This is a genomic window from Kitasatospora sp. NPDC059747 (assembly GCF_042732955.1).
In the GTDB taxonomy this organism is placed as follows: Bacteria; Actinomycetota; Actinomycetes; order Streptomycetales; family Streptomycetaceae; genus Kitasatospora.
In genome coordinates, this window is sequence record NZ_JBHWGV010000170.1 from 1 (window position 1) to 14,892 (window position 14,892).

The window sequence follows — 14,892 nt, forward strand, 5'->3', positions numbered from 1 at the left end:
GCCGGCCCCCCCGGGGGGCCCCCCGCCCCGGGGGGGGGCCGGGGGGGCGGGGGGGGGGGGCGCCCGCGGCGGGGGGGGGGGGGGGGGGGGCCCCCCCCGGCCGCCCGGCGGAGGTTCGGGTGCGCGCCCGGCGGAGGCGCGCGGTGTCGGCGGGAGATCGTGTGGCGCGCCGACGGGCAGCTCCTGCTGAGCGGCCGGAGGGTTGGCGTCAGCGACCTCCGACTCCGCGGGGAGAGGGGAAGGTTCGGTGAACGGAAGCCATGGCTGCGTCCTCCGCCGGGGTTCGAAGATCGACCCGATCAGCGGCCGTATCGGCGGCCCGTCCGCGCCGCCGGCGCCGAGCAGGCGGCTCACGAAGTCGTTCATGCCGTCACCAACTCCAGGTACAGCTGCCGTCGTTCGGGCCCGACCGCGAGCACCTCGGCCTCCGTCCAGCCGTAGGCGGTGGCGAGCGCGTGCACGTCGTGGAGCAACCGTCTGGCGTGGGCGTCGAGTTCGGCCCACAGGTAGCCGGAGGCGTCGAACGGCGACGTCCAGGCGTGGCCGCACTCCGCGCAGTCGAGGTCCAGCCGGACGTCCGCCTGCGGATCCCGCGCGGCCAGGGCGCCCGCCACGGCCTCCAGGACGTCCGCCGGGAGCGCGTCGGCGGCGACCGGCCGTCCGTCCGCGACCGCCGAGGTGAGCACCCGCCGGAGCAGGGCCCGTCGGGCGGCGGCGCGCGGCGCGCCCCGGACGGCGAGCAGGTCCCGGGTGGTGACCGGACGGAACGTGAGCTCGAAACCCCCGGCCCGTACGACGCGTTCGCCCTCCGGCGCCGCGGCCGTGACGTCCTGCGCGGTCAGTTCGAGTTCCAGCTCCGTCCGGCAGGACGGGCAGGTGACGGCGCACGGCAGGCCGGGGCCGAAGCACCGCACGCGCAGGCCCAGCACCAGCTCCTCGCGCCGCCCGACGGTCAGGTCCGCGACGGCCGCCGGATCGCCGCCGCCCGCCGCGGCGAGCACCAGGGCGCGCCGGACCGGGTCCTGCCCGCGCCCGGCCTCCCAGACGGCGAGCAGGCCCTCCTCCGTCAGCGCGGTGACGTCGGCTGGGGCTCCGGTGAGTTCGTCCATCGTCAGGCCGGGTCCTCGAAGGACGGCTCGACCGGCTCGGGCAGGTCCTCGCGCACCCAGCCCTCGTTCTCCAGCTTGATGTGCTGGATGGCGACCGCGTTGGCGTTGGCGTCGAGGTCGGAGACCGGCTGGTACTCCGACACCCAGCAGTTGAACACCTGGTAGGAGAGCACCTTCTGGCCGGCCTCGTTGAAGACGTCGACGATGATGTCCCGCCGGAAGTCCTTGAGCGAGGACTCCAGTCCGCCGCTCGCGTTGGTCAGGCTCCAGACCCGGTTCGCCCACTGCTCGAACACCTTGTCGCTCGTGACCCCGCGCTCCAGGGTGATCGCGTCGTACTCGGTGCGCCCCGGCAGCTTGGTGCTGGTGGCCGGGTCGCCGCCGCTGCGGTGCTTGATCACCTCGGTGCTGCGCTTGAACCCGGTGACCTTGCTGACGCCCGCGATGTAGTCGGTGCCGCCGCCGAACTTCACCCGGAAGCGGAAGTTCTTGTACGGGTCGCGGCGCTTCGTCCTGCTGTCGGCCATGGCCTGTCTCTCCGTGAGGGTGCGCTCAGACCTGGATCTGGCCGGCGAGCTGCTGGATGTGGATGATCACGAACTCGGCGGGCTTGAGCGGGGCGAAGCCGACCTGGATGTTGACGATCCCGCGGTCGATGTCGTTCTGCGGGTTGTTCGTCGCGTCGCACACCACCTGGTAGGCGTCCCTGGGCGTGCGGCCCTGGAAGGCGCCCTGGCGGAACAGCGTGTTCATGAACGCGCCGACGTTGAGCCGGATCGAGGACCACAGCGGTTCGTCGTTGGGCTCGAACACCACCCACTGGGTGCCGCGGAACAGGCTCTCCTCGATGAACAGGGCGGTCCGGCGCACCGGGACGTACTTCCACTGGTCGGCGAGGACGTCGGCGCCGACCAGCGTCCGCGCGCCCCACACGAGGTTGCCGAACACCGGCCGCCGGCGCAGGCAGTTGACGCCGTACGGGTTGAGGATGCCGTTCTCCGGGTCGGTCATCGGCACGAGCGGCGCGACGACGCCGGCGAGGCCCGCGTCGGTGCCCGCCGGGGCCTTCCACACGCCGCGCGCGACGTCCGTGCGGGCCCACACCCCGGCGACGGCGCCGCAGGGCGGGAAGTCGCGGACGAGGTTCTGCTGTTCGGTGTCGGCGAGCAGGACGCGCGGGAAGTACACGGCCGCGTTGCGGGCGCCCGGGTCGCCGGCGAGCGGCAGGCCGGTGCCGCCCGGGGCGGCGGCCCTGGTGACGTCGGCCACGCTGTGCCACGCGTCCGGCGGGTCGACGACGAGCATCGCCCGGCGGTCCAGGCAGAGCTTGGCGGCCTGGGGGAGGATCCCGGCCGGGCCGTTCTGGCCGGGCGGCCCGGGCAGGCACAGGATGTTGAAGATGTCGGTCTTGAGCAGCTGGTAGATGCCCTGCTTGCCGTCCTTGACCGGGGAGCTGTCGCCGAGGTAGTCGGCGGCGACCGGGGTCGCCGTCCCGTCCAGGCCGCCGCCGGCGGTGACGTACCAGTTGCCCTGGCCGGGGCCCTTGCCGTCCGGGAACGGGTCCTGGCCGGGCGGGACGTCGGTATTGGCCGCGAGCAGCCTGCCGTCCGCCGAGGCCGGGACGGTGACGAGGGCGGAGGCGGCGAGGGCGACGCTCAGCCGGTCGGGGCTGCCGGGCAGCGAGCTGACGTTGAGGTAGCTCTCGGTCACGCCGGTGACGGCGTCGCGCAGGGTGAGGTTGAAGCTCTTCTGGTCGGCGGCGCTCGCGGCCTTGTCGCGGGTCTGGTGGTCGACCCGGGCCCGCAGGTGGTTGCCCCAGTCGCCGGGGCTGACGGCGGTGAGCGTGACCGCGTCGGCGGCGGCGCCGGAGGCGGCGGGCAGGACGAGCGTGGCGGGCGCGGGGTAGCTGGGCCCGTCGGCCGGCGGGTTCTTCGGCTTCACGGCGGTGATCCGGACGATCTCGGCCTCGGCACCGCCGTTCTGGAAGAACTGGTAGACCGCGTAGCTCAGGTCGGAGGTGCGGTCGAGGCCGCCGAACTCCCGCTCGTAGTCGGCCCAGCTGGTGATGTGCACCGGGTCCGTCACCGACCCGCGCGGCGCCGTCCCGACGAACGCGGCGATCGACGTCGGCACGCCGACGATCGTGCGCACGGCGCTCGGCAGCTCGTCGATGTACACGCCCGGATAGGTGGGGCTGATGGGCATCGTGGCTCCCTTCGCGAGGGCAACGGCTGCGCCCGCGGACACCGCCCAGCGTCCGGGCCGGCCATCACGGCGGCGTCACCGCGGCCGCACGGCGCGGAACGCGTGGCGTGACGCGGCCGTGACGGGCGTCCGCACCCGGGGAACCTTCGCGGGGGCCGGGGCGTCTGTCGTCCGGTAACGATCACGCGATGAAGGAGCGTTCATGTCGTACTGCCCGCCGAACCCCGAGGAGTCCTGGCTGATGGGCGGGGTGATGTCGGTCCTGCAGACCGGCATCGACGTCCAGCTCGGCTACTGGGCGGGCGGGGACGAGCTCAGCCACGACGACGGCAGCAGCAACCGCTGGCAGCTCCGCTGGGTCGACGGCGGCCGCGCGGTGCTCACCGGCTTCGACGTCGACTACAGCACCGAGCGCGAACTCGACGAGTTGCTGCAGGGCGCGCCCGACTGGCTGCCGCTGCGCTGGTCCGGGCTCACCGACCGGATCGCCTTCTGCTACTGGTGGGAGAGCGGCGCCGGCGCGTGGGACTGCGCTCCCGTCGAGGACGATCGCGGCGTGGGGATCACGGGCTCGCTGGACCGGCTGGAGTCCCTCCTGACCGACCGGGTGATGGAGCGGATCCCGGAGCCGGAGGACGAGGACGACGAAGAGGTGGACGAGGACGCGTACCTGGACGAGTTCACGCGGAAGCTGGAGGAGCTGGTCGAGGCGGCCAGGGAGCAGCGCCTGACCGAGCGTGAGCTCGCCCCCGTCCTGGGCTTCCTGGAGGAGCCGGGGCGGCTGAACCTCGCCGACGCGCTCGACAACGCCCGGGACGCCGGGTTCACGCCGGGCAGCTCCCGGCCCTGGGAGCGCCCGGCGTCAAGTGTGCATGTCAACTGACGTGCGTTGCACGGCTGTTGACGTTCCGTAAGGACGCGGACGACGCCGCGTCATGATCCAGCACCGCTCAGGACCGAATCGGAGGTGACCTTTCCGGCATATCGAACGCGTGGTGGAATTGTGCTGGTAGTGCGAACATCTTTACCCCATCATCTCCGGAGGTACACCGCCCATCCGCACCGGCCACGAGCCGGTGCGCGGGCCACCCCTCAGGAGTAGTGGATGAGTTCGACGGAATTCCCCGCACTGGATCCCACGGCCACCCTCGCCGGCCTGATCGAGGCCCAGGTGAGACGCACGCCGGACGCCGTCGCCGTGATCGACGGCGAGCGCCGCCTGACCTACCGCGAACTTGGCGAGCGCTTGACCTCCGCCGCCGCCCGCCTCGCCCGGGCCGGGGTCGGCCCCGGGACGCTGGTCGGCGTGTGCCTGCCGCGCTCGGCCGAGCTGGTCGTGGCCCTGCTCGCGGTGCTCCGGTCCGGCGGCGCCTACGTGCCGCTGGACCCGGCCTACCCGCAGGACCGGCTGGAGCTGGTGATCGGCGACGCGCGGGCGCCGGTCGTGCTCACCGACCGGGCGCACGAGCACCTCGTGGCGGGGGCCGGGGCCGCCGTCCTGTACGCGGGTCCGGACGGGCAGGGTCCGTTCGAGCAGGGTCCGGACGGGCAGGGTCCGACCGCTCCCGTCGCGCCGGTGGGCAGCACCGACGCGGCGGCGTACGTCCTGTACACCTCCGGCTCCACCGGCCGCCCCAAGGGCGTCGTCGTCCCGCAGCGCGGCGTGAACGCCCTGCTGCGCTGGGCCGCCGCCACCTACCGGCCCGAGGACGTGGCGGGCGTGCTGTTCGCCACGTCGGTCTGCTTCGACATCTCGGTGTACGAGGTCTTCTTCCCGCTCGCCGTCGGCGGCGCGGTCGTCGTCGCCGAGAACGCCCTCGCCCTGCCCGACCTGCCCGCGCGCGACGCGGTCACCCTCGTCAACACCGTCCCCAGCGCCATGGCGGCCCTGCTGCGCGGCGGCGGCCTGCCCGCCGGCGTACGCGTCGTCAACCTGGCCGGGGAGGCGCTGCCGCGCCGGCTCGCCGACCAGGTCCACGCGCAGCCCGGCGTCGAGCGGCTCTACAACCTGTACGGGCCCACCGAGGACACCGTCTACTCCACCTGGGCCCTGGTCGGCCGGGACGAGACCGGCGAACCGCTGATCGGCCGCCCGGTCGACGGCACGACGGCGCACGTCCTGGACGAGCGGCGCGCGCCCGTGCCGGAGGGCGGGATCGGCGAGCTGTACCTGGCGGGCGAGGGCCTGGCGCACGGCTACCACGGCCGCCCGGACCTCACCGAGGAGCGGTTCGTGACCGTCGGCGGCGAGCGCTGCTACCGCACCGGCGACCTCGTCCGGCGGCGCGCGGACGGCAGCTTGGAGTACCACGGGCGGGCCGACCACCAGGTGAAGGTGCGCGGCTTCCGCGTCGAGCTCGGTGAGATCGAGGCCGTGCTCGCCGCGCACCCGGCGGTGGAGGCGGCGGTGGCCGTCGTCCAGCACGACGACGCGGGCGCCTACCTGGCCGCCTTCGTCCAGTCCTCCCGGGAGCTCGCGCCCGGCGGGCTGCGCGCCCACTGCGCCGCCGCCCTGCCCGGCTACATGGTGCCGCTCGCGATCGGCGTGCTGGAGCGCCTGCCGCTCACCCCCAACGGCAAGACCGACCGCGCGGCCTTGCCCGCGGTGGCGCGCGGGCGGGACGGCCACGGGGTGTTCGTCGCGCCGCGCACCCCCGTCGAGGAGCGCATCGCCGGGCTGTGGCAGGAGCTCCTCGGCATGCCCAGGGTCGGCGTGCACGACGTCTTCCTCGACCTCGGCGGCCACTCGCTGCTCGCCGCGGGCGTCCTCGCCCGGGTCGAGCGCGAGTACGGCGTCCGGGTGCCGCTCGCCGAGTTCTTCGCCGCGCCGACCGTCGCCGCCCTGGCCCTGCGCGTCGCGCACGGCGGCGGGCGCCCCTCGGTCGCGCCGCCCGTCCGCGAGCCCGGACTGCCCGCCGAACCGACGGCGTTCCAGCGCGACCTGTGGCTCCAGGAGAACGTCGAGGCCGGCACGTCGCTCTACAACGTCCCGCTGCGCGTCCGCGCGACCGGCACCCTGGACGCCGCCGCGCTCGGCCGCGCCTTCACCGAGGTCGTCCGCCGCCACGAGGCGCTGCGCACCGCCGTGATCGGCCGCGCCGGCGAACCCGCCGTCGAGGTCCGCCCGCCCTACGCCGTCGACGTGCCCGTGCACGACCTCACCGGCGCCGACGAGGCGCTGCTGGACGCCGCGCTCCGCGCCGAGGCGGCCCGCCCGCTCGACCTCGCCACCGGGCGCCTGCTGCGCGTGCTCGCGCTGCGCACCGGCGAGGACGCCCACGAGCTGCTGATCACCGTGCACCACGCGGCGATGGACGGCTGGGCCACCGGGCTCCTCCTCGCCGAGCTCGACCGCGCCTACCGGGACGGCGAACTCCCGGAGCCCGGCCTCCAGTTGTCGGACGTCGCCCGCTGGGAACAGCGCGCCCACGCCGCCGCCCGCGAGGACGCGTTGCGCTGGGGCGACGGCCTCCTCGGCCTCGACCACGAGCAGCACCTGCCCGGCGACCGCCCGCACCCTGACCCGCAGGACTACGCGGGCCGCCGCATCGAGCGCCGGGTCCCGGCCGAGCTGCTGCGCGCCGCCGAGCGGTGGGCTGCGGAGGAGGGCGCGAGCCTCTACATGGCGGTGGTCGCCGCGCTCGGCGGGGTGCTGCACCGCTACACCGGCCGCACCGACGTCGCCGTGCTCAGCCCGTTCGCCGTCCGGCCGGTGCCGGAGCTGGAGGGGGTGCTCGGCTCACTGGTCAACACCGTGGCGCTGCGCTTCGGCGCCGCGGGGGCGGACACCTTCCGGCAGCTGGTCGGGCGGGTGCGTCCGGCGGCGCTGGACGCGGCCGAGCACAGCGTGCTGCCGTTCGTCGAGCACGCGCGCCGGACGGCCGGTGCGTCCGGGCGGGCCTCGTCCCCGGTCTCGCAGGTGCTGGTCGCGGTGCAGAACCACCCGGTGGCCGGGGCCGAACTTCCGGACCTGAGCCTTGAGTTAGTCTCCGAGGTGTGCAACGGGACGGCGAAGACGGACCTGTCGCTGTTCCTGGAGTTCCCGGCGGACGGGCCGCTGCTGTCCGCCGAGTACCGGACCTCGCGCTACGACGAGCGTTCGGTGCGCGCCGTCTTCGACCACCTGCTCGCCGTGCTCGCCGCCGGGATCGCCGAACCGGACCGCCCGCTCTCGGAGCTGGCGATGCTGTCGGCCGCGGAGATCGCCGCCGCCGAGGACGGCCTGGTCCGGGCGGACACCCCGGTGGCCGACCTGCGCCTGCACGAGCTGTACGCCGGGTGGGACCCTTCGGCCGTCGCCGTGTCGGCCGCCGACGGCAGTCTGACCTACGGCGAACTCGGCCTGACCGCAGGCAGGCTGGCGTCCGTCCTGGCCGCCGCCGGCGCCGGGCCCGGCGGGCTGGTCGCGGTGGCCGTCCGCCGCGGGCGCCTGCTGCCCGCCGCCCTCCTGGCCGTGCTGCGCAGCGGCGCCGCCTACCTGCCGCTGGACCTCGACCAGCCGCTCGCCCGCAACCGGGCCGTGCTGGACGACGCCGGCGTCTCGCTGGTCCTGGCCGAACAGGCCGACCGGCACGACGAGTTGTTCGCGGGCCGGACGGTCGTGGCGGCCGACGGCCAGGACGTGGAGACGGCCCCGATCGCCCCGCCCGTCGCCGTCGGCCCCGAGGACCCGGCCTACCTGCTGTACACCTCCGGCTCGACCGGCACGCCCAAGGGCGTCGCGGTGCCGCACCGGGCGATCGTCAACTTCCTGCGGGCGATGGAGGACCTCGTCGGCCTCGACGGGCAGGACGTCATGGCCGCCGTCACGACCGTCACCTTCGACATCGCCGGCCTCGAACTGTGGCTGCCGCTCACCGTCGGCGCCCGGGTCGAGATCGCCGACCGGGCCACCGCCACCGACGGCGCCGCCCTCGCCGCCTGGCTGGAGCGCACCGGCGTCACCCACCTCCAGGCCACCCCCGCCACCTGGCGCATGCTCCTGGAGGCCGGCTGGACCGGCAGCCCGGCACTCACCGCCCTGTGCGGCGGCGAGGCGCTCACCACCGACCTCGCCCGGGCCCTGCTCACCCGCACCCGGACGCTCTGGAACCTGTACGGGCCGACCGAGACGACCGTCTGGTCCACCGCCCTGCGCGTCACCCCCGAACTCGCCGCCCACGACGGCGTGGTGGCCCTCGGCGAGCCGATCGCCAACACCCGCCTGCACCTCCTCGACGCCGCCGGCCGGCCCGTCCCGGTCAACGGCATCGGCGAACTCGCCATCGCCGGAGCCGGCGTGGCCCTCGGCTACCACGGCCGGCCCGACCTCACCGCCGACCGCTTCGTTGCCGAACCCGGCCGCCCCGACGGCGCGCCGATGTACCGCACCGGCGACCTCGCCTGCCGCCGCCACGACGGCCGGCTGGAGTACCACGGCCGCGCGGACGCCCAGGTGAAGCTGCGCGGCTTCCGGATCGAACTCGGCGAGATCGAGGCCGCGTTGACCTCCGTGGACGGCGTGACGGCGGGCGCCGCCCGGCTCGTCGACACGCCCGCGGGCCCGGTCCTCGCCGGGTACGCCGTCACGGACGGCACGCTCACCGAGGACGACCTGCGCCTCGCCCTGGCCGCCCGCCTGCCCGACTACATGGTCCCCGCCGGGCTCCTGCTGCTCGACGCCCTCCCGTTGACGCCCGGCGGAAAGGTCGACCGGGCCGCGCTGCCCGCCCCGGAACTGGGCGGCCTCGGCGCACCGCCCGAGGGCGACTGCGAGGAGATCCTCGCCGAGGTGTGGCAGGAGGTCCTGGGCGCGGTCCGGGTCTCCCGCCACGACGACTTCTTCAGCATCGGCGGCCACTCGCTGCTCGCGACCCGCCTGACGGCCCGCATCCGGGACACCTTCGACATCGAGGTGCCCCTGCGCGCGGTCTTCGGCGACCGCACCCTCGCCGCCATGGCCCGCCGCATCGAAGACCTGCTGCTCGCCGACCTCGACGACGAACTCGCCGCGCTCGGAAACGACGCGGCGGGCGAGCACGCAGCGGGCGAAGACGCAGCGGGCGAGCACGCAGTGGGGGACACCACCATGGGGGACGACGCATGACCGACCGACCAAGAGAAGGCGCCGCCGACGCCCGGCGCCAGGAACTGCTGCGGCAGCGCCTCGCCAAGGCGAAAGCCGCCAGAGCCGCAGCGGCGCCGGCCAGGGCGGCCATCGCGCCGCGCCCCGCCGACGAGCCGATGCCGCTCTCCTCCGCGCAGCGGCGGATGTGGTTCCTCGCCCAGTACGAGCCCGACAGCGCCGCCTACCACATCCCGCTCGCGCTGCGCATCGCCGGAGAACTCGACGAGGCGGCCCTGGCCGCGGCCCTCGCGGACGTCGTCGACCGGCACGAGGTGCTGCGCACCGTCTACCCGGCGTCCGAGGGCGAGGTGCGGCCCGGACCGCTCGCGGCGGGCGCCTTCGCCCTCGCCACCGCCGACGTCCAGGCCGCCGCCGTGGACGCCCGGCTCGCCGAGGAGGCCGCCCGGCCCTTCGACCTCGCCGCCGACCCGCCGCTGCGGGCCGTCCTGCTGCGCACGGGCGAGGGCTTCGTGCTCAGCCTCGTCCTGCACCACATCGCCGCCGACGGCTGGTCCCTCGGGGTGCTGTTCGCCGACCTCGGCGCCGCCTACGCGGCCCGCCGCGAGGGCCGGGCGCCCGCGTGGGCGCCGCTGCCCGTCCAGTACGCGGACGTCGCGCACTGGCAGCTCACCGAGCAGGCCGCCGAACTCGCCGCACAGGAGACGTGGTGGCTGGAGCGGCTGCGCGGCGCCGCCACCACCGTCACCGTGCCCACCGACCGGCCCCGCCCGGCCGTCGCCGGCACCCGCGGCGCGCGGATCACCGCCGAGTTCGGCGCCGAGCGCTCCCGTCGCATCCGCACCCTCGCGGAACGCACCGCCACGACCCCGTACATGGTGCTGCTGGCCGCCCTCCAGGCCGTCCTCGGCCGCTACACCGGCAGCGACGACGTCGTGGTCGGCACGCCCGTCGCCGGGCGGACCCGCAGCGAGACGGAGGCGCTGGTCGGCTGCTTCGTCAACACGCTCGCGATGCGCACCGACCTTTCCGGCGAGCCGACCGTCCGCGCGCTCCTCGACCGCGTCCGCGAGGGCGCCCTGGGCGCGTTCGCCCGTCAGGACCTGCCCTTCGAGCGGCTGGTGGACGCCCTCGCGCCCGAGCGCGAGCTCTCCCACACCCCGCTCTTCCAGGTCCTGCTCAACGTCCACAACCAGGACCGGGCCAGGCCCGAGCTGCCCGGCCTGGACGTGGCCTGGCACCCGGTCGGCACCGACACCGCCAAGTTCGACCTCTCCGTCGCCGTGGTGGACGAGGACGACGCCCTGCTCGCCGACCTCGTGTGGCGCGCCGAGCTGTACGACGAGCCGACGGTCCGCCGGTTCTTCGGCCACCTCACCACCGTCCTCGACGCGATGGCCGCCGACCCGGACCGCCCGCTCGCCGAACTGCCGCTGCTCACCCCGTCCGAGCGGCGCCGCCTCGACGCCTGGGACGACACCGCGCGCACCTGGGACCTCACCGGCACCCTGCACGGCCTGGTCGAGGAACAGGCCCGCCGCACCCCGCACGCGCCGGCGGTCCGGGGCACCGACGGCGTCCTCAGCTACGCCGAACTCGACCGGCGCGCCAACGCGCTGGCCCACCGGCTGCGCGCCCGCGGCGTCGGCCCGGACCGCCCGGTCGGCCTGCTCGCCGAGCGCTCGGCCGCCCTCGTCGTCGGCATGCTCGGCATCCTCAAGGCGGGCGGCGCCTACCTGCCGCTGGACCCCGTCTACCCGGACGAACGCATCGCCGCACTCCTCACCGCCGCCGGCACCGCCGCGGTGGTCACCACCGACGACCTCCGCGCCCGCATACCGGGCGAGGCCGTCGTCGTCCCGCCGCTCACCACCCCGGCGGAGCCGTGCGACGGGCCGCCCGAGGTGGACGTCCGCCCCGAGCACCTGTGCTACCTGATCTTCACCTCCGGCTCCACCGGCGCCCCCAAGGGCGTCGCCGTCGAGCACCGCAACTACCGCAACTACCTGCACGGCCTGCGCGAGCGGATCGGCCCCGGCAGCGAGGGCTGGAACTGGGCGCTGGTCTCCACGTTCGCCGCCGACCTCGGCACCACCAACGTGTTCGGCGCCCTCACCGGCGGCGGCTGCCTGCACCTGCTCACGCGCGAACAGGCCACCGACCCGGCCGCGTTCGCCCGGTACGCGGCCGAGCACCGGATCGACGCGATGAAGCTCGTCCCCAGCCACCTGGAGGGCCTGGCCGCGCACGGCGACGGCCTCGCGGGCGTGCTGCCCGCACACCTGCTGATCTGCGCGGGCGAGGCGCTGCGCCCCGACCTGGTGGCGCGCATCCGCGCCGCCCGGCCGGACCTCCCGCTGCACAACCACTACGGGCCCACCGAGACGACCGTCTCGATGCTCGGCGCGCCCGTTCCGGTCGAGCCCGATGCCGCTGTCCCGCTGGGCCTGCCGTTCGGCAACGTCGGCGCCCACGTCCTCGACGCCCGGCGGCGCCCGGTGCCGGTGGGCGTGCCCGGCGAGCTGTACGTGTCGGGCGGCGGCGTGGCGCGCGGCTACCTGGGCCGCGACGACCTGACGGCGGAACGGTTCGTCACCGTCGACGGCCGGCGTTGCTACCGCACCGGGGACCTCGTGCGCCGCCGCCCCGACGGCGCGATCGAGTTCCTCGGCCGGATCGACCACCAGGTGAAGATCCGCGGCTTCCGGGTGGAGACCGGCGAGGTCGAGGCCGAGCTGACCGCCCGCCCCGAGGTCCGCGAGGCGGTCGTGGTCGCGCGCGGCGAGGGCGCGGCCCGCAGCCTCGTCGCGTACGTCGTGCCCGCCGTCCCCGACCCGGGGGACCTGCGGGCCGCGCTGCGCACCCGGCTGCCCGACTACATGGTGCCGGCGGCCGTGGTGCTGCTGGAGGCGCTGCCGCTGAATGCCAACGGCAAGGTGGACCGGCACGCACTGCCGGAGCCGTCGCCGGTCCAACAGGTCTCCGGCGGGGGAGAGTTGGAGACGGAGGCCGAGCACGCCGTGGCCGGCGTCTACCGGCAGGTGCTCGACGTCGAGGACGTCGGCCCGGCGGACGACTTCTTCGCCCTCGGCGGGGACTCCTTCTCCGCCGTGCGCACCGTCCGGCTGATCGGCCGCGGCCTGTCGGTGATCGACCTGTTCCAGCAGCCGACCGTCCGCGCCCTGGCCGCCCTGCTCGACGCCCGGGCCGGCGGCGGCCCGGCCCAGGACGGTCCGCGCCGCCTGCTGCACAAGCTCACGCGCGGCGGCGAGCCGGCCGAGGTCACCGTCGTCTGCGTCCCGTACGGCGGCGGCAGCCCGATCACGTTCCAGCCGCTCGCCGACACCCTGCCCGCCGGGCACCGGCTCTACGCCGTCGAGCTGCCCGGCCACGACCCGAGCCGCCCGCACGACGAGCTCGCCGAACTCGACGGCCTCGCCGACCGGTTGGCCGCCGAGGTCGCCGAGCGGATCGAGGGCCCGGTGCTCCTGTACGGCCACTGCCTCGGCGGCGCGCTGGCCACCGCCCTGGGCTCCCGCCTGGAGGCGGCCGGCGTCGACCTGCGCGGCCTCGCCCTCGGCGGGACGTTCCCGGCGGCCCGCCTGCCCGGCCGCTTCGCCGAGTGGTTCGCCCGCCGCATGCCCGGCGACCGGATGCTCTCCAACCGCTCCTACCTCGACTACCTGCGCGCGATGGGCGGCTTCACCGACGTCTACGACCGGGCCGAACAGGACTTCCTGGTCCGGGCGTTGCGCCACGACGTGCGGCAGGCCGAGGACTTCTACACGCGCGCGTACGGGGACGGGCGGCCCGCGCGCATGGCCGCGCCGATCCTGTGCGTCGTGGGGGAGAAGGACCGCGCGACCCAGCTGTACGAGGAGCGGTACGCCGAGTGGGAGCATTTCGGCGCCACCGTCGACCTCGCCGTGATCCCGCGCGCCGGGCACTACTTCCTCAAGCACCAGGCCGCCGAACTCGCCCGCGTCCTGGCCGGGTTCGCGGCGACGGGCGGCGTGGCCGAGCAGGTGACGACCAAGCGACCGGCGGCCCGCGCCGAGCTCGCGACCTTCGCCAAGGTGGCGATCGGCCAGTTCGTCTCGATGATCGGCACGAGCCTGTCCGGCTTCGCGCTCGGCGTCTGGGTCTACCAGCAGACCGGCTCCGCCTTCGACTTCGCGCTCATCTCGGTGGTCGCGGTGCTGCCCGCCGTCCTGCTGCTGCCGATCGCGGGCGCGGTGGCCGACCGGGTGGACCGCCGCAAGATCATGATCGTCACGGACACCGTCGCCGCGGCGGGCATGCTCGCACTGGGCCTGCTCCGCTGGGCGGACCTCCTCCACGTCTGGCACATCTACGTGGTGGCCTGCACGGGATCCGTCTGCACGGCGTTCCAGCGGCCCGCCTACCTGGCCGCGATCACCCAGCTCGTGCCCAAGCGCTACCTCGGCCAGGCCAACGGCCTCGCCCAACTCGGCACCGGCGCGGGCGACATGATGGCCGTCCTGGCCGGCGGCGTGCTCGTGTCGCTGATCGGCCTGCACGGCGTCGTCCTCTTCGACATGGCCACCTTCCTGACCGGCGTCACCTGCCTGCTGCTCGTCCGCTTCCCGGACGCGATGTTCGACAAGCAGGAGGAACCGCTGCTGCGCGAGGTCGTCACCGGCTGGCGCTACATCGTCCGGCGGCACAGCCTCGTCGCGATGGTCGTCTTCTTCGTCGTCTTCAACTATCTGTTCGCGGTCGCCACCGTCCTCGTCACCCCGATGGTCCTGGCCGACGGCACGTCCGTGGAACTCGGCGTCATCACCGCCGTCGGCGGTGTCGGCGCGATGGCGGGCGGTGTCGTGATGGCGCTGTGGGGCGGCACCCGGCGCCGCGCGGTCGGCATGGTCGGCTTCACGTCGGTGGTCGGCCTCGCCGCCGTCGTCGCCGGCAGCGGACCGCACACCGCGCTCACGGCGGCGGGCATGTTCGTGCTGTGGGGCGCGCTGATCATCCTCAACGCCCACTGGATGGCACTCATCCAGACCAAGGTCGGCATGGAACTCCAGGGCCGCGTCCTCGCCACCAACCAGATGCTGGCCATGTCGATGATGCCGCTCGGCTTCCTCACCGCGGGCCCGCTCTCCGACCACGTCTTCGCACCGCTGCTGCGCCCCGGCGGCGCGCTCGCCGACTCCGTCGGCCTGGTCCTCGGCACCGGCCCCGGCCGCGGCGCGGGCCTGCTGCTCGTCCTGGTCGGCGCCGTCATGACGGTGTGGGGCCTGCTCGGCCTCGCGTACCGGCCGCTGCGACTGCTGGAGGACCTGCTGCCGGACGCGCTGCCGGACGCCGAGATCGGCGACAAGGACGCCATCCAGGCCGAGGCCGACCGGCGCCTCGCCGCCCTGTCACGCCCGGCGCCGCCGCGGCAGACGCGCGGGGAGCCGGAACCCGTCGAGGACGAGCCCGACCCGGTGGGCGCCGCGCGGAGGTGACGGACCGGCGCGCCCGCTCCGCCCGGTGCGGTGCGGG

General features: G+C 75.2%; 6 protein-coding genes. 3 read left to right on the forward strand and 3 right to left on the reverse strand.

Features of this window, described 5'->3' with window-relative positions; genetic code table 11:
- Positions 1 to 362: 362 nt before the first annotated feature.
- Genes ACFV4G_RS40110 through ACFV4G_RS40120 form a run of 3 tightly spaced genes read right to left on the reverse strand, consistent with a single transcriptional unit; the run spans position 363 to position 3,314 of the window.
- Positions 363 to 1,109 (reverse strand): hypothetical protein, encoded by a 747-nt coding sequence (locus ACFV4G_RS40110; protein ID WP_380447966.1) that lies wholly within the window; start codon positions 1,107 to 1,109, stop codon positions 363 to 365.
- 2 nt (positions 1,110 to 1,111) lie between these two features.
- Positions 1,112 to 1,636, reverse strand: coding sequence for a phage tail protein (locus ACFV4G_RS40115; RefSeq protein ID WP_380447968.1), 525 nt, complete (start codon positions 1,634 to 1,636; stop codon positions 1,112 to 1,114).
- A 25-nt stretch (positions 1,637 to 1,661) separates the two neighbouring features.
- Entirely contained in the window at positions 1,662 to 3,314 is a 1,653-nt protein-coding gene (locus ACFV4G_RS40120; RefSeq protein ID WP_380447970.1) for a phage tail sheath family protein, read from the reverse strand.
- Between the two features lie 202 nt (positions 3,315 to 3,516).
- On the opposite strand from ACFV4G_RS40120, the gene ACFV4G_RS40125 reads away from it, so the two are divergent.
- The 3 genes from ACFV4G_RS40125 to ACFV4G_RS40135 all read left to right on the forward strand — a co-directional run bounded on the left by ACFV4G_RS40125 (position 3,517) and on the right by ACFV4G_RS40135 (position 14,855).
- The gene (locus ACFV4G_RS40125; protein WP_380447972.1) at positions 3,517 to 4,197 is read left to right on the forward strand and encodes a hypothetical protein; all 681 of its coding nucleotides are present in this window, start codon (positions 3,517 to 3,519) and stop codon (positions 4,195 to 4,197) included.
- Positions 4,198 to 4,419: 222 nt separating this feature from the next.
- Complete coding sequence (locus tag ACFV4G_RS40130) at positions 4,420 to 9,399, forward strand: amino acid adenylation domain-containing protein (protein ID WP_380447974.1); 4,980 nt, start codon at positions 4,420 to 4,422, stop codon at positions 9,397 to 9,399.
- Complete coding sequence (locus tag ACFV4G_RS40135; RefSeq protein WP_380447976.1) at positions 9,396 to 14,855, forward strand: amino acid adenylation domain-containing protein; 5,460 nt, start codon at positions 9,396 to 9,398, stop codon at positions 14,853 to 14,855. The genes ACFV4G_RS40130 and ACFV4G_RS40135 overlap by 4 nt, the downstream gene beginning before the upstream one ends.
- The last annotated feature ends 37 nt before the right edge of the window (positions 14,856 to 14,892 follow it).